Genomic DNA, 24,550 nt, shown 5'->3' with positions numbered 1-24,550 from the left:
AGCCCGACCCATGCCTTTGGTTCCCCTCGACGGGTCCGACTCCGCCATCCTGGCCGGGGAGGCCGGCGGCGCCGCAGTGCGCCGCTCGGTCCTCCCCGGCGGGGTGCGGGTGCTGACTGAATCAATGCCATCTCAGCGGTCGGCGACGATCGGCTTCTGGGTCGGCGTCGGTTCGCGTGACGAGTCGCCGGGAACCTTCGGGTCGACGCACTTCCTTGAACACCTGCTGTTCAAGGGCACACAGCGCCGCGACGCGATGGACATCGCCTCCGCCTTCGACGAGGTCGGGGGCGAGTCCAACGCGGCGACGGCCAAAGAGAGCACGTGCTACTACGCCCGTGTCCTCGACACCGACCTTCCGTTGGCGATCGACGTGATCGCCGACATGGTCACCTCCGCCGTGCTCGATCCCGACGAACTCGAGCAGGAACGCGGCGTCATCCTCGAAGAGCTCGCGATGGACAACGACGACCCGGCCGACGTCGCGCACGAGCGCTTCGTCGCCGCCGTCCTCGGTGAGCATCCGCTCGGCCGCCCCATCGGCGGCACACCCGAGGAGATCAACGGCATCACGCGCGAGGCCGTGCTCGAGCACTACCGCCGCTATTACACGCCGGCCGAGATCGTGGTCACCGCCGCCGGCTCGCTCGACCACGACGACGTCTGCGCGCGCGTGCTCGCCGCCCTGCAGGCCGCCGGCTGGGTACTGCCCGACGACGCCCGTCCGGTCGAGCGGCGGGCCCATGCCCCGGCCGTGATCGAAGGCCAGCACAGGGTGGACGTCGTCCGCCGGCCCGTCGAGCAGGCGCACATCGTCATGGGGTGCCCCGGCATCATCGCCACCGACGAGCGACGGCAGATCATGAGCGTCCTCAACGCCGTCCTCGGCGGCGGCATGTCCTCCCGGCTCTTCCAGGAGGTCCGCGAGAAGCGCGGTCTCGCCTACTCCACCTATTCTTTCTCCGCCGCGTACTCCGACGCCGGCTACTTCGGCATGTACGCCGGCTGCTCACCCGCCAAAGCCGGCCAGGTCATCGACCTCATGGGTCACGAACTCGAGAAGCTGGCCGCCGACGGGATCACCGAGGCCGAGCTGAAGAAGGCCGTCGGCCAGCTTTCCGGCGGCCTCGTGCTGGCACTCGAAGACCCGGGTTCCCGGATGTCGCGGCTCGGCCGCGCAGAGCTCGTCACGGGGCACTTCCAAGACATCGACACGACGCTCGAGAAGATCCGCGCGGTCAGCGCCGAGGACGTCAGGCGGCTCGCGGCGGACCTGGCCGGCCGCCGGCGCACGGTGACGGTCGTGGGCCCGTTCGACGACGCCGAGCAACTGGGTCTCGGGCGCGATTGACGCGCTGAGGCTCCGCCGGAGCTCCAGTCCGGCCCGATGCGCTCGAGTGGCGGTTCAGCCGCCGGCGAAGGGCGGCAGCACGTCGACGACGTCGCCGTCGGCCAGGGTGCGCGCCGGGTCCCGTTCGGAGACCTCGTTGACGAGGAACGTCGAACGGGACAGAACGCGCTCGAGTGAGGGAGCCCGGCCCAGCTGCCCGGGCTCCGGGGCAGCGGCCGGGTGCAGCGCGGCGAGGCGCTCTATCACCGCGGCGAGCGTGGGGGATGGGAGGCTGGACGCGTCGAGTTTCTCCTCGGTGCGCCCGGCGGCGGCCGCGGCCGCGGCGAAGTAGCGGATCAGCACGTTCTACAGGTTCCTGCCTCTAGCCGCCGATGGCGCTCATCGAACGGTCGGGTTGTACGAAGTCCTCGTCGCCGAGGCCGGTGTGGTCCATTCCGTGGGCGCGCGGCTTGCCCCACATGGCCTCGCGCCAGCGGTTCGCGATGTCTTCGTCGCTCGCGTCGGAGCGGAGCAGGTCCAGCAGGTCCGTCTCGGTGCGGGAGAACAGACACGCCATGATCCGGCCCTCGGCCGTGATGCGGGTGCGTCGGCAGTCGGTGCAGAACGGCTCGGTCACGGAGGCGATGATGCCGACCGTGCCCTCGATGCTCTCCGTGCTCTCAGCGCGGGCGACCTGGAAGCGTTCCGCCGGGGCGCCGTTGCGTTCCCGCGGATCGGAGGAGAGGACGAAGCCGCCGGCCGCCAGAGACTCGCGGATCTCGGCTGAGGTGACCATGTTCTCCTTGCGCCAGCCGTGGTCCGCGTCGAGGGGCATCTGCTCGATGAAGCGCAGCTCGTAGCCGCGCTTGAGCGCCCAGTCGAGCAGCTGGGGGGCTTCGTGGTCGTTCACGCCGCGCATCAGCACGGCGTTGATCTTGATCGGCGTCAGCCCGGCAGCGTGGGCTGCGGCGACGCCGTCGAGGGTCGCGTCCAGCTGGTCGCGGCGCGCGAGTTCCTTGAACGTCGACGCGTGCAGCGTGTCGAGCGAGACGTTGATTCGGCTCAGCCCGGCCGCGGCGAGCGCCTCGGCCTTCTTCTCGAGCCCGACGGCGTTCGTCGTCAGCGAGATCGGCAGGTCCGGGTGGTCTTCGCGGATGCCGGCGACGATGTCGACGAGGTCGACGCGCACGAGCGGCTCGCCGCCCGTGAGCCGGAGCTCGCGCACGCCGAGGTCGCGCACGCCGATCATGACGATCCGGCGCACCTCGGCGGCGGTCATGAGCTTCGACTTGGGCAGCCAGGCCATGCCGTCGGCCGGCATGCAGTACGTGCAGCGCAGGTTGCACTTGTCGATCAGCGAGATCCGCAGGTCGGTGGCGACGCGTCCGAAGCGGTCGACGAGGCCGCGCTGCCCGTCGGCGGGCGCGGGCGGCGGGCCGGCGGGGGCGTCCCCGGGGGCCGGATCGAGGCGCGCGTCGGCGGGGTCCACGGCCCGGATGGGCAGCGAACGGCGTGCCGGAGGACCAGAAGCGTTCATCTACCCAGCGTAGCCGCCGTGGGGCGAGATGTGTATGCCGTTTGTCGCGTCAGATGACGCCGGTTGTGGAGGCGGACCCGTGGCGCCCCGGGACGCGGCCTGACGGTGACGCTAAACTCGCCGGTATGCACAACACCCCCTGGCCGCGCCGGCTGCGCGTCACGCGTGCCGCGGCGGCGCTGGCCGGCGCCGGGGCGCTGGCTCTGGCCGCGACCGGATGCGCGGCCGGCGAGGCGCACCTCGTGTTCGCGGCGCCGTCGTCGTTCGCGGACGTCGCCCCGAAGCTCGCGGACGCGTACGCCGCCGAGCACGAGGGCACCCGCCCGACGATCACCCTGGGATCCTCCGCCCAGCTCGTGCAGCAGGCCAACGCGGGAACCGCCCCCGACGTGCTCGTGACCGCCGACGAGCGGGCGCCCGAGGCGCTGACCGACCCCGGCGACTACGAGCACCTCGGCGTGGTGGCCGCCAACACGCTCGTCCTCGTCACCGGCGACGCGGCGCGCGCACACGACGACGTCGCCGCCTGGCTGCCCGCCGCGCGCGTCGCCCTGTGCGCGCCGGACGTCCCGTGCGGGCGCGCGGCCGATGCCTGGCTGCGCGAGAGCGGGCTGGAGTCCGCGGTCGCTGACGCGTCCCTCGAGGCGAACGTGCGCCAGGTACTCTCCAAGGTCTCGAGCGGGCAGGCCGACGCCGGATTCGTCTACGCGACCGACGCCGCCGCAGACCCGTCCCTGACGGCGATCCCGCTGGAGGCCGAGGCCAACCGGTACCCGGTGCTCGTGGGCGAGTCGGACGCGGCCCGGGACTTCGGGTCCTGGCTGCTGGGCGATGAGGCGCAGGAGATCCTCACCGACGCCGGATTCGAGCCCGGGGGCGGCCGGTGAGCGGGTCCGAGGCACCCTCGCCGCGGCTCGTGGCCGCGATCACGCCCGGCTGGCTGTGGGTCCCCGCGCTGGTCGCGGTCGCCGTGCTCGCCGGCCCGGTCATCGCTCTGACCCTGGCGACCGACCCGGCCCGGCTGGCCGGCGCACTGAGTGCGCCCGGGGCGCGCGATGCCGTCGTGCTGTCCCTGGCGACGTCCGGTCTCTCGACCCTGCTCTGCCTCGTCCTCGGGCTGCCGCTGGCCGTGCTGTTGCACCGGATGCGCGGGCCCGGCTGGAGGGCGGTGGTGCTGGCGGTGCTGCGGATCATTCTCATCGTCCCGCTCGTGCTCTCCCCGGTCGTGTCGGGTCTGGCGCTCCTGTACCTCTGGGGGCGGCAGGGACTGCTCGGCGGGGCGCTCGAGGCGATGGGCCTGCCCGTCGCCTACACGCCGGCCGCCGTCGTGCTGGTGCAGGTCTTCGTCGCGCTGCCGTTCCTGACGGTTGCCGCACTCTCGAGCCTCGAGGGGGTCGACGGCGACCTCGAACTCGCCGCCGCCAACTCCGGGGCCTCCGCCACCCAGATCCTGCGGCACGTGACCTTCCCGCTCGCCGCGCCCGGCATCGTGCTCGGTGCGCTCCTGGCCTTCGCCCGGGCCCTCGGCGAGTACGGGGCGACGATCACGTTCGCCGGGTCCGTCGCCGGCGCCACCCGCACCATTCCGCTGCAGATCGAGCTCGCTTTCAACTCCGCGGATCCCGAGGCGGCCCTCGGCCTCGCGCTCGCGCTCATCGGCTTCTACCTCTTCGTCATCGCCGCGGCCGGGCTCGCCTACGTCCTGCTGCGCCGCGGACGCGAAGACCGGCGCGCGGGGCGCGACGCCTAGGATGAACACATGAGCCGTTTCCGCCGCAGCGTCGCCGAGCACGCAGCAGTCGTCGCGGACCTGCTGCGCGAGGTCCCCGTCCCCACCGGGGAGCTCGCGCTCGCCGACGCGCTGGGCCGGGTGATCGCCGCCGACGTCGTCGCCCCGATCCCGCTGCCCGTCTTCGACAACTCGCAAATGGACGGCTACGCGGTGCGGGCCGCCGACCTGACCGGCGCGGCGCTGCCGATCGCCCGCCCGATCCCGGCGGGCGCGGCGGGGGCCCCGCTCGTACCGGGTACGTGCGCGCCCATCATGACCGGGGCCCCCGTCCCGGCCTGGGCGGACACGATCGTGCCCATCGAAGCGGCCGTGCCCGACGCCTTCCCGCCCTTCGTCACCGACCGCACCCGCCCGCACGACGACGACGCGCGGGTCACGCTGCCGGTAGCGGCCGAGGTGACGCCCGGTGCGTTCGTCCGCCGGGCCGGTTCCGATATTGCGGCCGGCGCGGTCGCGCTGCGCGCCGGCGACCGGGTCGGCCCCCGCCACGCGGGGCTCGCGGCCGCGCTCGGGATCACCGGCCTGCCGGTGCTCACGGCCCCGACCGCGCTGCTCATCGCCACGGGTGACGAGGTCGTGGCCCCCGGCGGCGAGCTCGGGCCCGGGCAGATCTTCGACGCGAACACCACGCTGCTCGCCGCCTCCCTCGCCGAAGCCGGCTGGGCATCCGAGACGCTCACCGTCGACACCGACGAGCCGAAGGACTTCGCCGCCGCGCTGCGGGCCGCCGTCGTGCGCTGCGCACCGGCCCTGGTCCTGACCAGCGGCGGGATCAGCGCGGGCGCCTACGAAGTCGTCAAGCTCGCCCTGGGCGCGGCGGAGCACGACGTCGAGTTCGGCTCCGTGGCGATGCAGCCGGGCGGGCCGCAAGGGGCCGGCCTGCTCGATATCGACGACCGGGCGATCCCACTCCTGGCCTTCCCCGGCAACCCCGTGAGCACGTTCGTGAGCTTCGAGATGTTCCTGCGCCCCGCCCTCGTCGAGCGGTTCGGGGCACGGGCGCGCACGAGCACGACTGCCCGGCTCGCGGCGGCTGCCGACAGCCCGGCCGGGCGCCTGCAGGTGCGCCGCGCCCGCCTGGGGGTCGACGGCGTCGTCGAACTGATCGGCGGGGCCGGATCCCATCTGCTGGGACCGCTCGCCGAGGCCAACGCCCTCGTACTGATCGACCCCGAGACCACGCGCGCCGAGCCCGGCGCGAGACTGCGAACCATCCTGATCGGAGAGATTCAATGACCACCGACGCACACCCCCAACACCCGGCGCCGGCCGGCCTGACCCACGTGCGGGCCGACGGCACCGCCCACATGGTCGACGTGTCCGATAAGCCGGAGACGACCCGCGCCGCCACGGCGCAGGCGCTCGTGCGCACCCGCGCCGACGTCGTCGCGATGCTCGCGGACGGCTCGCTGCCCAAGGGCGACGCCCTCGCCGTCGCCCGGGTCGCCGGCATCATGGCCGCCAAGAAGACACCCGAACTCGTGCCGCTCTGCCACCCGCTCCCGATCTCGAAGGTCACGGTCGACTTCACCCCCGGTTTCGCGGGCGACGACGCCGTCATCGCCGTGGAGGCCATGGTCAAGACCCGCGGCGTGACCGGCGTCGAGATGGAGGCGCTGACGGCTGCGAGCGTCGCCGCGCTCACGGTGTACGACATGATCAAGGCCGTCGACAAGCACGCCGTCATCGAATCGACGCGCGTGCTGGCCAAGTCCGGCGGCAAGTCCGGGGACTGGGAGGTGCCCGCATGAGCGGGTGCGAGCCGCAACCGGTGCGCAAGGCCGGCGTCCTCATCGCGTCCACGCGCGCGGCCACGGGTGTCTACGACGACGAGACCGGGCCCGTGCTGCGCGACTGGCTCGACGACCACGGCTTCGACGTCGTCAACCCCGTCGTCGTGCCGGACGGCGCGCCCGTCGCCTCGGGACTCAAGGCGCTGCTGGCACTGCGCCCGCGGGTCATCTTCACGAGCGGGGGGACTGGCCTCAGCCCGGACGACGCGACGCCGGAGATGACGCTGCCGCTGCTGGACCGGGAGGTCCCGGGCGTCATGGAGGCGATCCGCGCCGCCGGCCGCGAGCACACGCCGTACGCGGCGCTCTCGCGCGGCTTCGCCGGGGTGGCCGGCCAGACGTTCATCGTGAACCTGCCGGGCTCCCCGCGCGGCGTCATGGACGCGCTGAGCGTGCTGGCCCCGCTGATCGACCACCTCTGCGAGCAGCTGGAGGGCGGCCATGGGCACTGAGAACATGCAGGCCGGCGTCGTCGTGTTCGCGGGCGTGAGCAGCGAGCCCATCGACCAGGCGAGTGCCTGGGACGCCGTGGAGACCGAGGCGACGGGCGCCGTCGTCACGTTCGGCGGGATCGTGCGCAACCACGACGGCGGCCGGGCCGTCACGCGCCTGAACTACAGCGGGCACCCCACCGTGGACGCGCGCATCGCCGAGCTCGCCGCGCAGGTCGCGGCCGAGCACCCGGGCACGCGCCTCTGGGTCGCGCACCGGGTCGGCGAGCTCGCGATCGGCGACTCGGCGCTCGTCGCCGCGGCCGCGAGTGCCCACCGCGGGCAGGCGTTCGAGGCGTGCCGCGCGCTCGTGGAGGCCGTCAAGTACGGGGCGCCCATCTGGAAGGAGCAGTTCTTCGCCGACGGGGACACCGAATGGGTCGGGATCGACGACCAGCGATAGCCTAGGGGCATGACCAACAGCATCGCCGTCGCCGTCCTGGGCGCCAACGGACGCATGGGCTCCGAAGCCGTGCGCGCCGTCGAGGCCGCCGAAGACATGGAACTCGTGGCCGCCCTCACCCGCAACGACCCCCTCGAGCAGGTGCTCGCCGCCGGCGCCACGCACATCGTGGACCTGACCGTGCCGGACAGCACCGAGGCCAACGTTCGCTTCGCCGTCGAGAACGGGCTGCACGCCGTTGTCGGGACCACCGGCTGGACCGATGCCCGCCGTGCCGACCTGACGGAACTGCTGGCCGGCGCGGAGGGCACGGGCGTGCTAATCGCCCCGAACTTCGCGCTCGGTTCGGTGCTGGCCAGCGCGTTCGCCGCGCGGGCCGCCAAGTACTTCGAGTCCGTCGAGATCATCGAGCTGCACCACCCGAACAAGGTGGATGCGCCGTCGGGCACCGCCGTGCGCACGGCCGAACTGATCGCCGCCGAGCGCGCCGCAGCCGGCCTCCCGGCCAGCCCGGACGCCACCGAGACCTCGTTGGCCGGGGCCCGCGGGGCCGACGTCGACGGCGTGCGCGTGCACGCGGTCCGCCTGCGCGGCCTGGTGGCACACCAAGAGGTGCTGCTCGGCAGCGAGGGGGAGCAGCTGACCCTGCGCCACGACTCGTTCGACCGGGCCTCGTTCATGCCCGGCGTTCTGCTCGGACTGCGCCAAGTCGGCGAGCGCCCGGGGCTGACCTACGGCCTCGATGGCTACCTGGACCTGGGCGCCTGAGGGGCCGGCGGCGGACATCGTGAAAACCAAGTTCTGGGTCGGGGGCATCCTCGCCCTCTTCGTGTTCTACCTCTGGGCCTCCTTCGGCAGCGCCTGGCGCTTCCTGACCGCGGAGGAGCCGATCGCCAAGGCCATCGGCGCCGCCGCGCTCGTGCTCCCGCTGATCGGCGTCTGGATCCTCATCACCGAGCTGCTCTTCGGTGCGCGCTCGCAGCGCATGGCGCGCATCCTCGAGAAGGAGGGGCTGCTGCCCGAGGACGACCTGCCCCGGACGCCGTCCGGGCGCATCGTCAAGGAGGCCGCCGACGAGGCCTTCGTCGCGTACCGGGTGGAGGCGGAAGCGAATCCCGAGTCGTGGCGCAGCCTGCACCGACTCGCCCTCGCCTACGACGCCGCCGGCGACCGCCGCAACGCGCGCACGGTCATGAAGCGCGCCATCGCCCGCTTCGTGCAGGAGACACCCCGGGCCTAGCGGCGTCGCGAAATCCGGCCCCGGCCGCCGCTGCGGTGCCGCCGGGGCCGCTGGTAGAGTCTGGCCGATGCAGAGCGAGCAGCACCCCCGCGTCCGCCCCGGCGCGACGCCGGCGGGCATCCCCGAGGCGCCGAGCGACGGGTTCGTCCGCGTCCGCGGCGCCCGGGAGAACAACCTGAACGACGTCGATGTCGACGTGCCGCGCGACGCGGTCGTCGCGTTCACCGGAGTCTCGGGATCGGGCAAGTCCTCGCTGGCCTTCGGGACGATCTACGCCGAGGCCCAGCGCCGCTACTTCGAATCCGTCGCCCCGTATGCGCGGCGGCTCATCCAGCAGGGGCACAACCCCAAGGTCGAGCACATCGGCGGGCTGCCCCCGGCCGTCGCCCTGCAGCAGCGCCGGTCGACGGCGACGGCACGGTCGACGGTCGGAACCGTCACTGCGCTGTCCAACTCGCTGCGCATGCTCCTCTCGCGCGCCGGAACCTACCCCGAGGGCGCCGAGCCGCTGGACTCGGACCTGTTCTCGCCCAACACCGCGGCCGGGGCCTGCCCCGCGTGCCACGGCCTGGGCGAGGCGCACACCGTGGATGTGGAAGCGCTCGTGCCCGACGATTCCCTGAGCATCCGGGACGGCGCGATCGCCGCCTGGCCGGGCGCGTGGCAGGGCAAGAGCCTGCGGGACATGCTGATCCACCTGGGTTACGACGTCGACGCGCCCTGGCGGGAGCTGCCGGAGGGCGATCGGACGTGGATCCTGCTCACCGAGGAACGGCCCGTCGTCGACGTCGTCCCCCTGCGCGAACACAACGCGCGGCCCTACAAAGGCACGTTCATCAGCGCCCGCAGCCACATCCTGCGCGTTCTGGCCGAGTCCAAGAGCGAGCCCGCGCGCAAACGTGCCCTGTCGTTCATGCGGACCGGTCCCTGCCCGGGCTGCGACGGCACCGGGCTCACCCGCGCGGCGCTGGCCGTGACCTTCGCGGGGCGAAACATCGCCCAGCTCGGCGCGCTGCCGCTGACCGACCTGGCCGCCGTCCTGCGGCCCACGACCGAGCTGACCGATCCCGAGTCGGCGACGCGGCGGCACAGCTCGGGTGAGGCCAACGAGGTCGCCGTCGCCATCACGCGGGACCTCTGTTCACGGGTCGACGTGCTGCTGGAGCTGGGCCTGGGCTACCTGGGGCTGGGCCGGGGCACCACCACGCTCTCGCCCGGGGAGCTGCAGCGGCTGCGCATCGCCACGCAGCTGCGCTCCGGGCTCTTCGGCGTCGTCTACGTGCTGGACGAGCCCTCGGCCGGCCTGCACCCGGCCGACGCCGAGCCGCTGCTCGCGCTCCTGGGCGAGCTGAAGTCCTCCGGGAACTCGGTCTTCGTCGTCGAACACAACCTCGACATCGTCCGCGCCGCAGACTGGGTCGTGGACGTCGGACCCGACGCGGGGCAGGCGGGCGGCCGGGTGCTCTACAGCGGGCCCGTCGCCGGTCTCGCGGAGGTGACCGCCTCGGCGACACGCCCGTTCCTGTTCCCGGGGGCGAAGGCATCGGCCGGGCACGACGACGTCCGGCGCCGGGAACCGCGCGGCTGGCTCGGGCTCGCGGGCATCACGCGCCACAACCTGCGCGATCTCGACGTCTCCTTCCCGCTCGGCGTGCTGACCGCCGTGACGGGCGTGTCCGGGTCCGGTAAGTCGACTCTGGTCGGCGATGTGCTCGCCGGCGTCGTCGGGGACCACATGCACGCCCCGGGGCAGGAGGCGGTCTCCCGCGGGGGAGCGCGGGTCAGTGGCGGGGAGCAGCTGGACCGGGTCGTGACCGTGGACCAGAAGCCCATCGGGCGCACGCCGCGGTCCAACCTAGCTACCTACACCGGCCTGTTCGACGCCGTCCGGAAGGAGTTCGCGGCGCTGCCCGACGCCGTCGCGCGCGGGTTCGGGCCGGGCCGGTTCTCCTTCAACGTCGCCGGCGGGCGCTGCGAGACGTGCCAGGGGGAGGGCTTCGTCGCCGTCGAACTCGTCTTCCTGCCGGGCAGCTACGGCCCGTGCCCCGACTGCGGGGGCTCGCGGTTCGAACCCGAGACGCTCGAGGTCGCCTACCGCGGCCGCAGCATCGCCGACGTCCTCAGCCTCTCCGTGGATGACGCCGCCGATTTCCTGGCCGACATCCCCGCCGCCGCGCGCAGCCTGCGGACCCTGCGCCAGGTCGGGCTCGGCTACCTCCGGCTCGGTCAGCCCGCCACCGAGCTCTCGGGTGGGGAAGCGCAGCGCATCAAGCTCGCCAGCGAGTTGCAGCGCGTGCGCCGGGGCCGCACGCTCTACGTCCTGGACGAGCCCACCACGGGCCTGCACCCGGCCGACGTCGAGGTGCTCATGGCGCAGTTGCACCGGCTCGTCGACGGCGGAGACACCGTCGTCGTGGTCGAGCACGACATGGACGTTGTCGCCGTCGCAGACTGGGTCATCGACCTCGGCCCGGCCGGCGGCGACGCGGGCGGCACGATCGTCGCGGCGGGGCCGCCGTGCGCCGTCGCGGAAGCCGCCGCGAGCCGGACGGCACCCTACCTGGCGCGCCGGCTCCGGGCGAACACCGGGGTGCCTACGCCTTGACCCCGAGCCGCCCGGCTCCCGACGCGGCACGGTGCACGAGCGCCTCGAGCGGGCCGCGGACGCCGAAGAAGCGCACCGCGACGCCGGCGAGCAGGCACCCCGCCGCGAACCACGTGTAGAGCTCGAGCCGGGGCATCGCAGTGGTGACGTCGCTGAACACGTTGAGGGCGATCAGATGCGCCACGTACAGGGTCAGCGTGATCGACCCCGCGCCCGCCAACGGCCACAGCAGCGCCTCGCCGTAGCGGCCGAGCAGGGCGGTCAGGCCCAGGGCCGCCAACTGGCAGGTGCCGAGCGTCGCGAGCGCGGCGCCGCTGACGTGCAGGACGTCCAGCGGGGCCGAGGTGTGCGGCGCGGCGAGGGCGAACCACCACGGCGACTCGACGACGGGCCCGAAGTAGTAGCCCGTCTCCAGAGCGAGCGCGAACCGGGCGTCGTCGAGCCCGGCCGCCGCGGTGAGCGCGGACGCGGCGCCCGGGAGCGCCAGCAGCCACCGGCTGGCCGCTTCGGCAGCGACGGCGAGTCCCGCGCCGCCGACGGCCAGCGCGAGCGCGAGCGGCGGTCGCGACAAGTCCAGCCGCCCGGCCCAGAGGCCCACGAGCAGGAAACCCACCCAGACGATCACGGGGTAGTAGCCGGTCGCGAGCAGGTCCGCGGCCAGAGTGGCCGGGCGGGCGAGATCGGTGAAGACGGGCGAGCCGCCGACGTCGTACGGGGAGATGCGGGCGGCGAGGAACGGCACCGCCGCGTACAACACGATCGGGGAGAGCACGAGCCAGCCCGCCGCCCATGCGGCGAGCGTGCGCGGCCGGGCCCCCAGGAACGGGACGGCCGCCAGGAAGAGCAGGCCGTAGTGGGTGAGGATGACGGCGACGTTCGTGTCGAGCATGCCGCACGCGAGGCCGATCCCGGCCACGATCACCGCTCGGACGACGACGGCGCGGCGGGCGCCGGCCAGCGAGCCCGTGGCGCGCGCACCGCCGGTCGCGAGGGCCAGACCGACGCCTGCCAGTATCGCGAAGAGCGCGGAGGCGCGGCCCGCGAACCATTCGGCCGCCCACGTGGGCGCGTAACCCCCGGTAGCATCCTGCGCGGCGAGCGGCACGATGTGGGTGGCCATCATGCCCAGCAGCGCGAGGCCGCGGGCCGCGTCGACCCCGGCGATGCGGGGTTTGCCGGTGCGGCGCAGAAGACTCATGGGCACCAGCCTAGGGTGTGCCGGGGCGACGACGCGGGCGGCCAGCCTGTAACGTAAGAGGCATGTCTGAGAACGTCGCGAACACGCCCACGTACGATTACCCGTTCGGCACGCTGTCGGTCGCCATGGTGACTCCGTTCACCGCCGAGGGCGAGGTCGACTACGCCGCGGCGGCCGCCCTCGCCAACAAGCTCGTCGACGACGGCTGCGACGCACTGCTCGTCACCGGCACGACCGGCGAGACGTCCACCCTGACGGACGAAGAGAACCTGGGCATGTTCAAGTGCGTCGTCGACGCCGTCGGTGACCGCGCCAAGGTCTTCGCCGGTTCGACGACGAACGACACCCGCCACTCGCTGCACCTGACGGCCGAGGCCGCGAAGCTCGGCGTCGACGGCATCCTCGTGACCGCCCCCTACTACAACAAGCCGAGCCAGGCCGGTGTACGCAAGCACATCGAGACGATCGCCGACTCGGTGGACCTGCCCGTCATGGTCTACGACATCCCGGGGCGCGCCGGTATCGCCATCGCGACCGAGACGCTCATCGAGCTGGCCGCGCACCCCAACATCGTCGCTCTCAAGGACGCCAAGGCGGACTACCAGGAGACCACCCGCGTGCTCGCCAACACGGACCTGCACGTCTACTCGGGCGACGACGGCCTGACGATGCCCCTCATGGCGGCCGGCGCCGTCGGCGTCGTGTCCGTGACGGCCCACATCGCGACCCGCACGTTCCGCGAACTCGTCGACGCGATGCACGCCGGCGACCTCGAGACCGCACGCGCCAAGCACTTCGAGATCGACCCGCTGCAGCGGGCGGTCATGACGCACGTCCAGGGAGTCGTCGCGGCCAAGACCATCCTGCACTGGCAGGGCGTCCTGCCGGACCCGACCGTCCGTCTGCCGCTCGTCGCGGCGTCGGAAGAGGAGCTCGCCCCGATCCGGGCGGACCTCGCGGAGGCCGGCTGGGATCTCTAGAAGGACGACCCGCATGAGCGAATTCCCAGCAGCCCTCGCCGACGAGGCGCGCACGAATGAACCGCCCGCACTCGCGGCCGGGACCCTGCGCGTTGTTCCGCTCGGCGGCATCGGCGAGATCGGCCGCAACATGACGGTCTTCGAGCTCGACGGCAAGCTGCTCATCGTCGACTGCGGTGTGCTCTTCCCCGAGGAGTCGCAGCCGGGCGTCGACCTGATCCTGCCGGACTTTTCGTACATCCGCGAGCGGCTCGACGACGTCGTCGGCCTCGTGCTGACCCACGGCCACGAGGACCACATCGGGGCCGTGCCGTATCTGCTGCGCCTGCGGCACGACATCCCGGTCATCGGGTCCCGGCTGACGCTCGCGTTCGTGGAGGCCAAGCTGGCCGAGCACCGGATCACACCGAATGCGCACGTCGTCGCCGAGGGGCAGAACGCATCGTTCGGCCCCTTCGACTGCGAGTTTGTGGCGGTCAACCACTCGATCCCGGACGCGCTCGCGGTCTTCCTCCGCACGAGTGCCGGGACGGTCCTGCACACGGGCGATTTCAAGATGGACCAGCTGCCGCTGGACGGGCGCATCACGGACCTGCGGGCCTTCGCGCGGCTCGGCGAGGAGGGCGTGGACCTGTTCCTCTCGGACTCGACCAACGCCGACGTCCCGGGCTTCACGACCGCCGAGAAGGAAATCGGGCCCGTGCTCGACCGGTACTTCGCCTCGGCCAAGAAGCGCATCATCGTCGCCTCGTTCTCCTCCCACGTCCACCGCGTGCAGCAGGTGCTCGACGCCGCTGCCGCGCACGGTCGCAAGGTCGCGTTCGTCGGGCGGTCGATGGTGCGGAACATGGGTATCGCCGCGAAGCTGGGCTACCTCGACGTGCCCGAGGGCATCCTCGTGGACCTCAAACGGATCGCCGACGTGCCCGAGGACCGGCTCGTGCTCATGTCCACGGGCTCCCAAGGGGAACCGATGGCCGCGCTCTCGCGCATGGCCAACGGCGAGCATGCCGTCCGCGTCGGCCCGGGCGACATGGTGGTCCTGGCCTCGTCCCTGATCCCGGGCAACGAGAACGCCGTCTTCCGCGTCATCAACGGGCTCATGCGGCTCGGGGCGGAGGTCGTCCACAAGGGCAACGCCCGCGTGCACGTCTCCGGCCACGCATCGGCCGGCGAACTGCTCTACTGCTACAACATCGTCCGGCCCAAGAACGTCATGCCGGTCCACGGCGAGACCCGGCACCTCATCGCCAACGGTCTCCTCGCCGAACAGACCGGCGTTCCCGCCGAACGCGTGCTGCTCACCGAGGACGGCGCCGTCGTCGACCTGCGCGACGGCATCGCCGAGCAGGTCGGCCGGGTCGAGTGCGGGTACGTCTACGTCGACGGCTCGCAGGTGGGGCTCGTGACCGACGACGACCTCAAGGACCGCCGCATGCTGGGGGAGGAGGGCTTCGTCTCGGTGATCTCCGTGGTCAACCGCCAGGACGGGACCATTGTCTCCGGCCCCGACATCCACGTCCGCGGCGTCGCCGAGGACGACGACGTCTTCGAAGACATCAAGCCCAAGATCGCCGCCGCCCTCGAGGAGGCGGTCCGGAACAATCCGACGCACACGACGCATCAGCTCCAGCAGGTCGTCCGCCGCGTGATCGGCTCGTGGGTGGGCCGCAGGCTGCGCCGCCGACCGATGATCGTGCCCGTCGTCCTCGAGGTCTGAGGCCCGTGTTCCGGCGCCCGGACGCCGTGTAAATCCGGGCCGGGACGGGCCTGACGCGGTACGGTGGGCCTTATGGCGACCCGTACTTCATCCACCCGGACTGGTTCGTCGACTAAGCGCACGCCCGCTCGCAATACCTCCGCGAACGGCAGCAAGAAGTCGACGAAGCCCGCTCCCGCCGCGCCCGAGCACGACCTGGCGTGGCCCCTGCGCGCTGTCCGCGGCGCGTGGATGGGCATCGGCCGAGTGGTCGGCGGAGCTTTCCGCCAGATCGGCAGCAAGGTTCGCCCGGAGATGGAGGATCGCCGCGACGGCACCGGGCTCTTCCTCGTCGTCGTCGCCCTCGTGGTCGCCTCTGTCGAGTGGTGGGGCCTGCGCGACGTCGGCTGGTACGGCACCGTGGTCCACAACGTCGTCGCCGGCTCGATCGGCTACATGGGTGTGCTGCTCCCGCTGCTGCTCCTGATCGGCGCGTTCCGCCTCTTCCGCTACCCGGAACAGGACGCCGTGAACAACCGTGTCGGCATCGGTTTCGCCGTCGGCATCGCAGGCGGCGCCGGGCTCGCCCACACGATCGCCGGAATCCCCACGGTGGCGGACGCCGTCGAGCAGCTCTGGGCCGGCGGCGGCATCCTCGGTTTCCTGCTCACCTCGCCGTTGGCGGGCCTCGTCTCGCGATGGGGCGCCCTGGTTGTCATGGTGCTGCTCGTGATGCTTTCGCTCATGATCACGACGGCGACCCCGCTCAAACGCATCCCCACGCGCATCCGGACCGGCTATCGCTGGCTGCTGGGCCAGGACGACGACACCTATGCCGGCCCGCGCAGCGATCACGACCAGTCCTACCTCTACGAGGAAGACAAGAAGAAGCCTCGCCGGCCGCGGAAGAGCCTTTTCAGCAAGAAGAAGGACGACGACGCCCACGACGCCGGTGGGCACGTCACCGACGGGGCGTACGAGAGCGCGGTCATCGCCGAAGCCGAGAAGACGCGCAGCCTCGAGCGGACCGCCCCCATCGACCCGGCCGAGGACTACCACGCGGGTGCTGGAACGCCAGACGACGAGGAACCGGCCGTACCTCCCGGCGTGCGCCGGCCGACGGCCGCCGAGAAGGCCATGGCCCGGGTCAAGGAGCGGGTCGGCCTCGGCGAGACCCCGTCCGCCCCGTCCGCCGCGAGCGGCGTCGAACCCGTGACCGAGGCGCTCGACGCCGCGGCCCTGCAGGAGGCGATGGCGGAGCACGACGGCGCCGCCGGCCCGAACGCTACGCAGGTGTTGCCGCGCGCGGGCGCGCCCCTGCCGCCCATCCCGCAGCGCACCGAGCAACTGCAACTGGCCGGCGACGTGACCTACACGCTGCCGCAGTCGGACTACCTGCCGGCCGGGCCGCCGTCGAAGGACCGTTCGGAGGCGAACGACGCCGTCGTCGCCGCCCTGACGCAGACGATGCAGCAGTTCAAGGTCGACGCCCAGGTGACCGGGTTCAGCCGCGGCCCGACGGTGACGCGGTATGAGATCGAGCTCTCGCCGGGCACCAAGGTGGAGAAGGTCACGGCCCTGTCCAAGAACATCTCCTACGCGGTCGCGTCTTCCGACGTGCGCATCCTCTCGCCCATCCCGGGAAAGAGCGCGATCGGCATCGAGATCCCGAACGCCGACAAGGAGGTCGTGGTCCTCGGCGACGTCCTGCGCTCCAACGCGGCGCGCAAGACGGAGCACCCGATGGTCATGGGCGTCGGCAAGGACGTCGAGGGCGGATTCGTCGTCGCCAACCTGGCGAAGATGCCGCACATGCTCGTCGCCGGCGCGACGGGCGCGGGTAAGTCGTCGTTCGTGAACTCCATGATCACGTCGATCCTCATGCGCGCCACGCCCGACGAGGTGCGCATGGTCATGGTCGACCCGAAGCGCGTGGAGCTCACCGCCTACGAGGGTGTGCCGCACCTGATCACGCCTATCATCACCAGCCCGAAGAAGGCCGCCGAGGCCCTGCAATGGGTTGTGAAGGAGATGGACACCCGCTATGACGACCTGGCGAACTTCGGGTTCAAGCACATCGACGACTTCAACAAGGCGGTTCGCGCCGGCAAGGTGACGCCGCCGGCCGGGAGCCAGCGCGTGCTGAAGCCGTACCCGTACCTGTTGGTGATCGTCGACGAGCTCGCCGACCTCATGATGGTCGCCCCGCGCGACGTCGAGGACTCGATCGTGCGCATCACCCAGCTCGCCCGCGCCGCCGGTATCCACCTCGTGCTCGCGACACAGCGTCCGTCGGTTGACGTCGTGACGGGCCTGATCAAGGCGAATGTCCCCTCGCGGATGGCGTTCGCGACGAGCTCCGTCACGGACTCCCGCGTCGTGCTCGACCAGCCGGGCGCCGAGAAGCTGCTCGGCCAGGGTGACGCGCTCTTCCTGCCCATGGGCGCTTCGAAGCCGATGCGCGTCCAGGGCGCGTGGGTGACGGAGTCCGAGATTCACCGCGTCGTCGAACACGTCAAGGGCCAGCTCTCGGCGGTCTACCGCGAGGACGTCGCCGTCGAGGCCCCGAAGAAGCAGATCGACGAGGACATCGGAGACGACCTGGAGGTCCTGCTGCAGGCCACCGAGCTGGTCGTCACAACCCAGTTCGGTTCGACGTCGATGTTGCAGCGCAAGCTCCGCGTCGGTTTCGCGAAGGCGGGGCGGCTCATGGACCTGCTCGAGTCGCGCGGCGTCGTCGGCGCCTCCGAGGGTTCCAAGGCCCGCGACGTCCTCGTCAAGCCGGACGACCTGCCCCAGGTGCTCGCCGCGATGAAGGGCGAGGGGTCGGCGGCGACTGCGGAGGCCACGCCGACCCAGGCTGCGCTCGTCGAAAACGCGAAGGCCAACCACGAGCAGCCGCAGCAGGAATACGGCAGCGCTCAGGAGTACTCCAATGACGTACTGGCCGACCAGGAGGCCGCGCTTCCCGAAGCCGTCGACTACTACGATGGCGACGACGACAACGGATCCGACGACGCGTGGCACCTGACGGGCAGGTAGCCTTGAGGCGTGACTAGTCCTGAAGACAAACCGGTCCCCACGCTGAACATTGCCAACGTCCTGACGACGTTGCGGATCGTCATGGTCCCGTTCTTCGTCTGGCTGTACGTGCTCGACGTGGAGGGTGGCGAGCCGCAGTACGGGGGCTGGCGCTGGGCCGCTGTCGCGGTGTTCGCGCTCGCGATGTACACGGACAAACTCGACGGCGACATCGCGCGGAGCCGCGGGCTCATCACCGACTTCGGCAAGATCGCGGATCCGATCGCTGACAAGCTGCTGACCGGCGCCGCGCTGGTGTTGTTCTCCCTCTACGGCGAACTCTCGTGGTGGGCCACGGGCATCATCCTCGTCCGCGAATGGGGGATCACTCTGATGCGGTTCGTCGTCATCCGCTACGGCGTCATGCCGGCGTCGAAGGGCGGCAAGCTCAAGACCGTCACCCAGGCGCTCGGCATCTTCCTGCTGCTGCTGCCGATCGTCGCGACCATCGGCTGGCTGAACGCCGTCGCGCTCGTAGTCATGTGGTTCGCCGTGGCGCTGACCTTGTACACGGGCATCGTCTACATCGTCGACGCGGTCCGCCTGCGCACGCAGGGACGGCAGGCGTAGCCATCATGGATCACCTGAGCCCGGCGGCCGTCGTCGCGGCCGCTACTGCGCACGGTGTGACCATCGCGACCGCCGAATCGCTGACGGCGGGACTCGTCGCCGCAGCCATCGCGGACGCGCCCGGCGCTTCCGCAGTGCTGCGCGGGGGCATCGTGTCCTACCACAGTGACGTCAAGGCGTCTCTGCTGGGCGTGGACCCGGCCCTGCTCGACGCCCGGGGCAGCGTCGATCCGGACGTGGCACGGGCGATGGCGACCGGAGCTCGGCGCGCCTGTGGGGCGACGATCGGCGTGTCGACGACGGGTGTCGCGGGTCCCGACCCGCACGATGGCCAGCCGGTCGGGCGAGTATATGTCGCCTGGGAGAGCCCGTGGGGCGCGGGAGTGGACGAACTCGATTTTCACGGGACTCGGGGCGAGATCCGCCGTGCCGCGTGCGAGGCGGCGCTGGCCGCCGTCGCACTCGCCCTGCGCGGAGCCGGCGAGTGGCCCGGTGTTTCCTAGTTTTTCCACAACTTCGCTCGAAGAGTGGTGACTTGTGCCTCACTCTGGATAGGGTGAAGGGGACCGGGAACAAAACGGCACGATGGCCCGTTGGATAACATGTAGGGCTTTCGGAAGCAGAAGCCCCGGTTTTCTCCGTCGATCATCGGCGGTGAATTGGACTAAGGAGAACGGCTATACCCATGGTCAAGCAACCCGTCACCATCAACGGCGTCGTCCGTTGGCGGGACGTGGGCACGGCAGATGATGAACGTCGAGACCACAAGGAGCGCACAATGGTTGTCCTACGCCACGAGATCGGCGAAGTCCTGCGTGACGTTCGCCAGCGCCAGGGGCGCACCCTGCGCGAGGTGTCGCACAACGCGCGCGTCTCGCTCGGATACCTTTCCGAGGTCGAACGCGGTCAGAAGGAAGCGTCATCCGAGCTCCTCTCCTCGATCTGCACGGCGCTCGACGTTCCGTTGTCCCTGATGTTGCGCGAGGTCAGCGACCGAGTCGCCCTCGCCGAAGGCGTCGGCGTGCCTGACACCGTCCCCAGCGAACTGACGCACGAATACGGCCGCGCACTGGCCGCCGAGTGGCGGCCGGGCGACTCCAGCCAGCCCGTCGCAAACCAGCACTGACGACTTAAACCACGACGCCCCTCCCGCCATGAGGTGGGAGGGGCGTCGTGCGTGCGGGGGTCTACAGCGTCTCGTCGCGCTGGTAGGCCTCGTTGAGGCGTCCGAGCAGGCCCGCCAGCCGGGTCAGGTCCGCGTCGTCCCAGTCGCCGAGCAGCCCGTGGAACACCTGGCGCCGGGCGAGCTGCGCCTCCCTGAGCTGATCCGCGCCGTTGGGCGTGAGTGTCAGCGTCTGTGCGCGGCCGTCGGTGGGGTCGGACTGCTTCTCCACGACACCGAGTCGTTCGAGCATTGCCACCTGCCGGCTCACGGTCGGCTTGCCGACGCCGATCTCCGCGGCCAGGTCGGTCAGGCGCAGTGAGCCGTGGCGCTGCAACGCGCGGAGGAGCCCGTAGGCCCCGGGCTCCATCTCGGGGTGGACCCGGCGCGCGACCCGGTTGCCGATGGCTCGGGAGCGGCGGAAGAGCAGGCTCAGCTGTTCCTCCATGTCGATGATCGCCTGTTCGCGGTCGTCGTCGGCGTTCTCGGGGGATGGAGTCATGAAAACATCCTAGGCGCTTCGGCGCGCGCGAGGCCGGTTCGCGTCCCGCCGGGGCAGCCGTGGCAGAATGAGCGCGTGCGATTGAGTGACTTCTGGCGGCTGATGGAAGACGAATTCGGGTCCGGCTACGCCCACGTGCTGGCCGATGACCTGGTCCTGACGGATCTCGGTGGGCGGACGGCCAGCAGCGCCCTGGCCGCGGGCGAACGCCCGAAACGGGTCTGGTTGTCGATCTGCGAGGCCCAGGACGTCCCGGAAGCGCGTCGGCTGGGCCGGGATATCAAGCCGCGGGCGTAGTCGTTCGAATTTCGACCGGACACGCCGAGTTCGAGTTCGAAGATCTGTTCGTACTCGGGTAGAGTGGGCGACAGGCAACTTCCCATCCACATGTGTTGTCCTGATCCACAATCACCGCTTGGCAACCCAAAATGCGGGAGCCGGGCCATAGCGTGAACTCGAACGGACGACAGGCCGCACGCGGCCACTACGACTTAGAGGTGAAACATGGCTGCACCAATGGACCGCGAGAAGGCTCTGGAAACGGCGCTCGCGCAGATCGACAAGCAGTACGGCAAGGGATCCGTCATGCGTCTCGGTGACGACACGCGTGCGCCGATCGAGACGATCTCGACGAGCTCGATCGCTCTCGACATAGCCCTCGGTATCGGCGGGCTGCCACGCGGCCGCGTCGTCGAGATCTACGGCCCGGAGTCCTCCGGTAAGACGACGGTCGCGCTGCACGCCGTCGCCAGCGCCCAGCGCAATGGCGGAATCGCTGCGTTCATCGATGCCGAGCACGCGCTCGACCCCGAGTACGCCAAGAAGCTGGGCGTCGACACCGACGCCCTGCTGGTCTCCCAGCCGGACACCGGAGAGCAGGCGCTGGAGATCATGGACATGCTGGTGGGCTCCGGCTCGCTCGACGTCATCGTCATCGACTCCGTGGCCGCGCTCGTGCCGCGTGCGGAAATCGAGGGTGAGATGGGTGACAGCCACGTCGGCCTGCAGGCCCGCCTGATGAGCCAGGCATTGCGCAAGATCACCGGTCGTCTTTCGCAGACGAAGACGACTGCGATCTTCATCAACCAGCTGCGTGAGAAGATCGGCGTCTTCTTCGGCAGCCCGGAGACCACGACCGGCGGCAAGGCGCTGAAGTTCTACGCGTCCGTCCGCATCGACGTCCGCCGCATCGAGACGCTCAAGGAAGGCACGAACCCGGTCGGCAACCGCACCCGCGCCAAGATTGTCAAGAACAAGATGGCGCCGCCGTTCAAGCAGGCCGAATTCGACATCCTCTACGGCATCGGCATCTCCCGCGAGGGCGGACTCATCGACATGGGTGTCGAGCACGGTCTCGTGAAGAAGTCCGGCGCCTGGTTCACCTACGACGGCGACCAGCTCGGCCAGGGCAAGGAGAACGCCCGGCGCTTCCTGCGCGATAACCCGGACCTCGCCAACGAAATCGAGCGTCGCCTCCGCGAGAAGCTCGGTGTGGATCCCGTCACGGAGGAAGAAGACGGGGCCACCCTGCGGGCCGTCGGGGACGACGGCTAGGAACCGAACGACGAACGCGGCGGCGCCCTCAAGGGGGCGCCGTTGCTGAATCCGAGGCATGGTGAACAGAGCAGATGACTGGGCCGGTCTGACGGACGCCGGCGACGGCACCGGCGCGGCGGCGGGTCGAGGAAAGTCGAGCCGGGACGGCTCGCGTAGAAAACCGCGCGCCGCCTCCGGGGCGCGCCGCGGCACCGACGCAGCCCCGCCACAGCGACGTCGCTCGGGCGACGCCCCGTCGGCGCTGACGCCCGACGCGGAAGCGTGGCTCGCTTCCGCCGGGCCGCCGCCGGACTGGGCGCAGGACATCGTGGCGGCCACACCCGGGCCGGTCGCGACGGAGGACCGCCCGCGCTCCTCCGGTCCGGAACGCGCTTCGACTCGTGCTGCCGTACCGTTCGAGGCGGACGCCGCCACACCGGAGACCGTCCCCGACGAAGACCCGGGCGAATACCTGGAATCCGGTGCGGACGAGTCGTCCGGACGCCGGAAGCGGCCCTCGGGCAGGAACCGGAAGGAACCCCGGGAGGCTGGCCCGCCCGCGCACCCCGAGGAGGAAGCCCGGGCCATCATCCTGCGCCAGCTCACGGGCTCGGCCAAGAGCCGTCAGCAACTCGCTGACAAGCTCGCGGAACGGGAGATTCCCGATGCCGTTGCCGGGCAGGTCTTGGACCGCTTCGAGGAACTCGGCCTGATCAACGACCGCGAATTCGCGCTCATGTGGGTCCGGAGCCGGGCCGGGACCCGACGTCTGGCCGCGTCGGCGCTACGCCGCGAGCTGGTGCAGAAGGGTATCGACGACGAGTTCATCGTGGAGGCCCTCGAGCAGGTTACCGAGGACGACGAGCGCCGAGCCGCTCGCGAACTGGTCGACAAGAAATTGCGCAGTCAGGGCTCGGCGGACTTGAACGACCGGCTCCAGCGCGACAAAGTCATCCGGCGGCTGGTCTCGATGCTCGCACGGAAGGGCTACGGCGGCGGCGTCGCGTTCGGCGTCGTCAACGAGGCCATCCGCGAGGCCCGCGAGGAGTGATCTTGGCTCCGGCGGGGACGGCGATTTGCCAGGATTCGATACCCTAGGGAGGTGAGTTTGACAACCCCCCAGCCTCAGCCAGCGCCCGCAGCCGACGACCGTACCTACGAGGTGCGCACGTTCGGCTGCCAGATGAACGTGCACGACTCCGAGCGTCTCTCCGGACTGCTCGAAGCGGCCGGCCTGACCAAATCGGGGCCCGAGACGAGCACGGCGGACGTGGTCGTCTTCAACACGTGCGCGGTCCGCGAGAACGCGGACAACAAGCTCTACGGAAACCTCGGGATCCTGGCCCCCATCAAGGAGAAACGCCCCGATATGCAGATCGCGGTCGGCGGCTGCCTCGCCCAGAAGGACCGCGAGACGATCCTCGCGAAGGCGCCCTGGGTCGACGTCGTCTTCGGCACCCACAACGTCGGCTCGCTGCCCACGCTGCTCGAGCGGGCCAGGCACAACAACGAGGCCCAGCTCGAGATCCTCGAGTCCCTCGACGTGTTTCCCTCGACCCTCCCGACGAAGCGCGACAACGTGTACGCCGGATGGGTCTCCATCTCGGTCGGCTGCAACAACACGTGCACGTTCTGCATCGTCCCGGCCCTGCGCGGCAAGGAGCGTGACCGCCGCCCAGGCGACATCCTCGCCGAGGTGCAGGCGCTCGTCGACGACGGGGCGATCGAGGTGACGTTGCTCGGGCAGAACGTGAACTCCTACGGTGTCGAGTTCGGCGACCGGTTCGCCTTCGGGAAGCTGTTGCGCGCGTGCGGCGAGATCGACGGGCTCGAACGCGTCCGGTTCACCAGTCCGCACCCCGCGGCTTTCACCGACGACGTCATCGACGCGATGGCGGAGACCCCCAACGCCATGCCGCAGCTGCACATGCCGCTGCAGTCCGGATCCGACAAGGTGCTCAAGGACATGCGCCGGTCCTACCGCTCCAAGAAGTTCCTCGGAATCCTCGACAAGGTCCGCGAGCGGATCCCGCACGCCGCCATCACCACGGACATCATCGTCGGCTTCCCCGGCGAGACCGAGGAGGACTTCCAAGCCACGCTCGACGTCGTCGAGGCTTCGCGCTTCTCCAGCGCCTTCACCTTCCAGTATTCCAAGCGCCCGGGCACGCCCGCGGCCGAACTGGCCGACCAGCTGCCCAAAGCGGTGGTGCAGGAGCGCTACGAGCGGCTTGTCGCGCTGCAGGACCGGATCAGCGCGGAGGAAAACCGCAAGCAGGTCGGACGCCAGGTGCACGTCATGGTGACGGCCGGGTCCGGACGCAAGTCCGAAGAAACCGGCCGGCTCTCCGGGCGGGCCGAGGACCAGCGGCTCGTGCACTTCTCCGTCCCGGAGGGCGGTCAGACGCCCCGGCCGGGCGACGTCGTCACGGTGCCGGTGACCGCGGCGGCCCCGTTCCACCTGCTGGCCGACCCGGCCGGCGTCGAATCCTACGCCCTGCGCCGGACGCGTGCCGGTGACGCGTGGGACCGCTCGCAGGCGGAATCCTGCGGTGTGCCCGCCCAGCCGGCTGCAGCGGGCGGCCGGGGAGTCAGCCTGGGCATGCCGTCCATCGGTGTACGGTCCTAGCA

General features: G+C 71.0%; 24 protein-coding genes. 20 read left to right on the top strand and 4 right to left on the bottom strand.

The genetic code is table 11. The features are described 5' to 3' along the window. The first annotated feature begins 10 nt into the window (after positions 1 to 10). Entirely contained in the window at positions 11 to 1,351 is a 1,341-nt protein-coding gene (locus EV380_RS07265) for a M16 family metallopeptidase (RefSeq protein WP_130450352.1), read from the top strand. A 54-nt stretch (positions 1,352 to 1,405) separates the two neighbouring features. Here the strand turns inward: EV380_RS07265 and EV380_RS07260 are convergent, their stop codons facing one another. Then, positions 1,406 to 1,693: a MoaD/ThiS family protein gene (locus EV380_RS07260; protein WP_130450350.1), complete on the bottom strand. Its 288-nt coding sequence runs from the start codon at positions 1,691 to 1,693 to the stop codon at positions 1,406 to 1,408. Between the two features lie 19 nt (positions 1,694 to 1,712). Beyond that, on the bottom strand, positions 1,713 to 2,867 hold the full coding sequence (gene moaA / locus EV380_RS07255; protein WP_130450348.1) for a GTP 3',8-cyclase MoaA: 1,155 nt from the start codon (positions 2,865 to 2,867) through the stop codon (positions 1,713 to 1,715). Positions 2,868 to 2,992: 125 nt separating this feature from the next. On the opposite strand from moaA, the gene modA reads away from it, so the two are divergent. The 9 genes from modA (at position 2,993) to EV380_RS07210 (ending at position 11,191) form a co-directional block, all read left to right on the top strand. Further along, positions 2,993 to 3,754, top strand: a complete 762-nt coding sequence (gene modA, locus EV380_RS07250) for a molybdate ABC transporter substrate-binding protein (protein ID WP_165391907.1) — start codon at positions 2,993 to 2,995, stop codon at positions 3,752 to 3,754. Then, positions 3,751 to 4,617, top strand: coding sequence for a molybdate ABC transporter permease subunit (locus EV380_RS07245; RefSeq protein WP_207219357.1), 867 nt, complete (start codon positions 3,751 to 3,753; stop codon positions 4,615 to 4,617). Before modA ends, EV380_RS07245 begins: the two co-directional genes overlap by 4 nt. Before the next feature lie 9 nt (positions 4,618 to 4,626). Continuing rightward, a complete protein-coding gene (locus EV380_RS07240; RefSeq protein ID WP_130450344.1) occupies positions 4,627 to 5,895 on the top strand; it encodes a molybdopterin molybdotransferase MoeA in 1,269 nt (422 codons plus the stop codon). Continuing rightward, entirely contained in the window at positions 5,892 to 6,410 is a 519-nt protein-coding gene (gene moaC / locus EV380_RS07235) for a cyclic pyranopterin monophosphate synthase MoaC (RefSeq protein ID WP_130450342.1), read from the top strand. Before EV380_RS07240 ends, moaC begins: the two co-directional genes overlap by 4 nt. Continuing rightward, on the top strand, positions 6,407 to 6,904 hold the full coding sequence (locus EV380_RS07230; RefSeq protein ID WP_102158115.1) for a MogA/MoaB family molybdenum cofactor biosynthesis protein: 498 nt from the start codon (positions 6,407 to 6,409) through the stop codon (positions 6,902 to 6,904). The genes moaC and EV380_RS07230 overlap by 4 nt, the downstream gene beginning before the upstream one ends. Next, on the top strand, positions 6,894 to 7,346 hold the full coding sequence (locus tag EV380_RS07225; RefSeq protein ID WP_130450340.1) for a molybdenum cofactor biosynthesis protein MoaE: 453 nt from the start codon (positions 6,894 to 6,896) through the stop codon (positions 7,344 to 7,346). The genes EV380_RS07230 and EV380_RS07225 overlap by 11 nt, the downstream gene beginning before the upstream one ends. Before the next feature lie 9 nt (positions 7,347 to 7,355). After that, entirely contained in the window at positions 7,356 to 8,114 is a 759-nt protein-coding gene (dapB, locus tag EV380_RS07220; protein WP_130450338.1) for a 4-hydroxy-tetrahydrodipicolinate reductase, read from the top strand. After that, positions 8,089 to 8,586: a hypothetical protein gene (locus EV380_RS07215; protein ID WP_102158118.1), complete on the top strand. Its 498-nt coding sequence runs from the start codon at positions 8,089 to 8,091 to the stop codon at positions 8,584 to 8,586. The genes dapB and EV380_RS07215 overlap by 26 nt, the downstream gene beginning before the upstream one ends. A 67-nt stretch (positions 8,587 to 8,653) precedes the next feature. Continuing rightward, positions 8,654 to 11,191, top strand: coding sequence for an excinuclease ABC subunit UvrA (locus EV380_RS07210; protein ID WP_165391906.1), 2,538 nt, complete (start codon positions 8,654 to 8,656; stop codon positions 11,189 to 11,191). Here EV380_RS07210 and EV380_RS07205 read toward each other — a convergent pair. After that, the gene (locus EV380_RS07205) at positions 11,181 to 12,389 is read right to left on the bottom strand and encodes a heparan-alpha-glucosaminide N-acetyltransferase domain-containing protein (RefSeq protein WP_130450336.1); all 1,209 of its coding nucleotides are present in this window, start codon (positions 12,387 to 12,389) and stop codon (positions 11,181 to 11,183) included. The two genes, EV380_RS07210 and EV380_RS07205, sit on opposite strands and share 11 nt — an antisense overlap. A gap of 62 nt (positions 12,390 to 12,451) precedes the next feature. Between EV380_RS07205 and dapA the strand changes: the two genes are divergently transcribed. The 6 genes from dapA (at position 12,452) to EV380_RS07175 (ending at position 19,845) form a co-directional block, all read left to right on the top strand. Next, on the top strand, positions 12,452 to 13,369 hold the full coding sequence (dapA, locus tag EV380_RS07200; RefSeq protein ID WP_102158121.1) for a 4-hydroxy-tetrahydrodipicolinate synthase: 918 nt from the start codon (positions 12,452 to 12,454) through the stop codon (positions 13,367 to 13,369). Between the two features lie 13 nt (positions 13,370 to 13,382). Continuing rightward, on the top strand, positions 13,383 to 15,089 hold the full coding sequence (locus EV380_RS07195) for a ribonuclease J (RefSeq protein WP_130450334.1): 1,707 nt from the start codon (positions 13,383 to 13,385) through the stop codon (positions 15,087 to 15,089). 72 nt (positions 15,090 to 15,161) lie between these two features. After that, on the top strand, positions 15,162 to 18,110 hold the full coding sequence (locus EV380_RS07190) for a DNA translocase FtsK (RefSeq protein WP_130450332.1): 2,949 nt from the start codon (positions 15,162 to 15,164) through the stop codon (positions 18,108 to 18,110). A 9-nt stretch (positions 18,111 to 18,119) separates the two neighbouring features. Further along, positions 18,120 to 18,719, top strand: a complete 600-nt coding sequence (pgsA, locus tag EV380_RS07185) for a CDP-diacylglycerol--glycerol-3-phosphate 3-phosphatidyltransferase (RefSeq protein WP_130450330.1) — start codon at positions 18,120 to 18,122, stop codon at positions 18,717 to 18,719. A gap of 5 nt (positions 18,720 to 18,724) precedes the next feature. After that, entirely contained in the window at positions 18,725 to 19,222 is a 498-nt protein-coding gene (locus tag EV380_RS07180; RefSeq protein ID WP_130450328.1) for a CinA family protein, read from the top strand. A 182-nt stretch (positions 19,223 to 19,404) separates the two neighbouring features. Continuing rightward, positions 19,405 to 19,845 carry a helix-turn-helix domain-containing protein gene (locus EV380_RS07175; protein WP_278030540.1) on the top strand — a complete coding sequence of 147 codons (441 nt, stop codon included), beginning with the start codon at positions 19,405 to 19,407 and terminating at the stop codon, positions 19,843 to 19,845. Between the two features lie 61 nt (positions 19,846 to 19,906). On the opposite strand, the gene EV380_RS07170 is transcribed toward EV380_RS07175, so the two are convergent. Continuing rightward, positions 19,907 to 20,383, bottom strand: coding sequence for a MarR family winged helix-turn-helix transcriptional regulator (locus EV380_RS07170; RefSeq protein ID WP_102158126.1), 477 nt, complete (start codon positions 20,381 to 20,383; stop codon positions 19,907 to 19,909). 75 nt (positions 20,384 to 20,458) lie between these two features. On the opposite strand from EV380_RS07170, the gene EV380_RS07165 reads away from it, so the two are divergent. The 4 genes from EV380_RS07165 (at position 20,459) to miaB (ending at position 24,548) form a co-directional block, all read left to right on the top strand. Then, positions 20,459 to 20,680 carry a DUF3046 domain-containing protein gene (locus tag EV380_RS07165; protein WP_130450326.1) on the top strand — a complete coding sequence of 74 codons (222 nt, stop codon included), beginning with the start codon at positions 20,459 to 20,461 and terminating at the stop codon, positions 20,678 to 20,680. A 207-nt stretch (positions 20,681 to 20,887) separates the two neighbouring features. After that, positions 20,888 to 21,937, top strand: a complete 1,050-nt coding sequence (gene recA / locus EV380_RS07160) for a recombinase RecA (RefSeq protein ID WP_130450324.1) — start codon at positions 20,888 to 20,890, stop codon at positions 21,935 to 21,937. Positions 21,938 to 21,995: 58 nt separating this feature from the next. Continuing rightward, on the top strand, positions 21,996 to 22,970 hold the full coding sequence (locus EV380_RS16980; protein ID WP_130450322.1) for a regulatory protein RecX: 975 nt from the start codon (positions 21,996 to 21,998) through the stop codon (positions 22,968 to 22,970). A 51-nt stretch (positions 22,971 to 23,021) separates the two neighbouring features. Beyond that, a complete protein-coding gene (gene miaB / locus EV380_RS07150) occupies positions 23,022 to 24,548 on the top strand; it encodes a tRNA (N6-isopentenyl adenosine(37)-C2)-methylthiotransferase MiaB (protein ID WP_130450320.1) in 1,527 nt (508 codons plus the stop codon). Positions 24,549 to 24,550 lie beyond the last annotated feature (2 nt).

The sequence above is a fragment of the Zhihengliuella halotolerans genome (genome assembly GCF_004217565.1).
In the GTDB taxonomy this organism is placed as follows: domain Bacteria; phylum Actinomycetota; class Actinomycetes; order Actinomycetales; family Micrococcaceae; genus Zhihengliuella; species Zhihengliuella halotolerans.
Note: the sequence above shows the minus strand (reverse complement) of the source record. Positions and strands in the feature narration are given on the sequence as shown.

Excerpts from the sequence above, each read along its gene's own strand:
- EV380_RS07205 (WP_130450336.1), bottom strand. The coding sequence starts at position 12,389 with ATGAGTCTTCTGCGCCGCACCGGCAAACCCCGCATCGCCGGGGTCGAC.
- dapA (WP_102158121.1), top strand. The coding sequence starts at position 12,452 with ATGTCTGAGAACGTCGCGAACACGCCCACGTACGATTACCCGTTCGGC.
- EV380_RS07195 (WP_130450334.1), top strand. The coding sequence starts at position 13,383 with ATGAGCGAATTCCCAGCAGCCCTCGCCGACGAGGCGCGCACGAATGAA.
- EV380_RS07225 (WP_130450340.1), top strand. The coding sequence starts at position 6,894 with ATGGGCACTGAGAACATGCAGGCCGGCGTCGTCGTGTTCGCGGGCGTG.
- EV380_RS07210 (WP_165391906.1), top strand. The coding sequence starts at position 8,654 with ATGCAGAGCGAGCAGCACCCCCGCGTCCGCCCCGGCGCGACGCCGGCG.
- moaA (WP_130450348.1), bottom strand. The coding sequence starts at position 2,867 with ATGAACGCTTCTGGTCCTCCGGCACGCCGTTCGCTGCCCATCCGGGCC.
- EV380_RS07265 (WP_130450352.1), top strand. The coding sequence starts at position 11 with ATGCCTTTGGTTCCCCTCGACGGGTCCGACTCCGCCATCCTGGCCGGG.
- dapB (WP_130450338.1), top strand. The coding sequence starts at position 7,356 with ATGACCAACAGCATCGCCGTCGCCGTCCTGGGCGCCAACGGACGCATG.
- moaC (WP_130450342.1), top strand. The coding sequence starts at position 5,892 with ATGACCACCGACGCACACCCCCAACACCCGGCGCCGGCCGGCCTGACC.
- EV380_RS16980 (WP_130450322.1), top strand. The coding sequence starts at position 21,996 with ATGGTGAACAGAGCAGATGACTGGGCCGGTCTGACGGACGCCGGCGAC.
- EV380_RS07180 (WP_130450328.1), top strand. The coding sequence starts at position 18,725 with ATGGATCACCTGAGCCCGGCGGCCGTCGTCGCGGCCGCTACTGCGCAC.
- EV380_RS07170 (WP_102158126.1), bottom strand. The coding sequence starts at position 20,383 with ATGACTCCATCCCCCGAGAACGCCGACGACGACCGCGAACAGGCGATC.
- EV380_RS07240 (WP_130450344.1), top strand. The coding sequence starts at position 4,627 with ATGAGCCGTTTCCGCCGCAGCGTCGCCGAGCACGCAGCAGTCGTCGCG.
- modA (WP_165391907.1), top strand. The coding sequence starts at position 2,993 with ATGCACAACACCCCCTGGCCGCGCCGGCTGCGCGTCACGCGTGCCGCG.
- recA (WP_130450324.1), top strand. The coding sequence starts at position 20,888 with ATGGCTGCACCAATGGACCGCGAGAAGGCTCTGGAAACGGCGCTCGCG.
- EV380_RS07215 (WP_102158118.1), top strand. The coding sequence starts at position 8,089 with ATGGCTACCTGGACCTGGGCGCCTGAGGGGCCGGCGGCGGACATCGTG.
- EV380_RS07230 (WP_102158115.1), top strand. The coding sequence starts at position 6,407 with ATGAGCGGGTGCGAGCCGCAACCGGTGCGCAAGGCCGGCGTCCTCATC.
- EV380_RS07190 (WP_130450332.1), top strand. The coding sequence starts at position 15,162 with ATGGCGACCCGTACTTCATCCACCCGGACTGGTTCGTCGACTAAGCGC.
- EV380_RS07175 (WP_278030540.1), top strand. The coding sequence starts at position 19,405 with ATGGTCAAGCAACCCGTCACCATCAACGGCGTCGTCCGTTGGCGGGAC.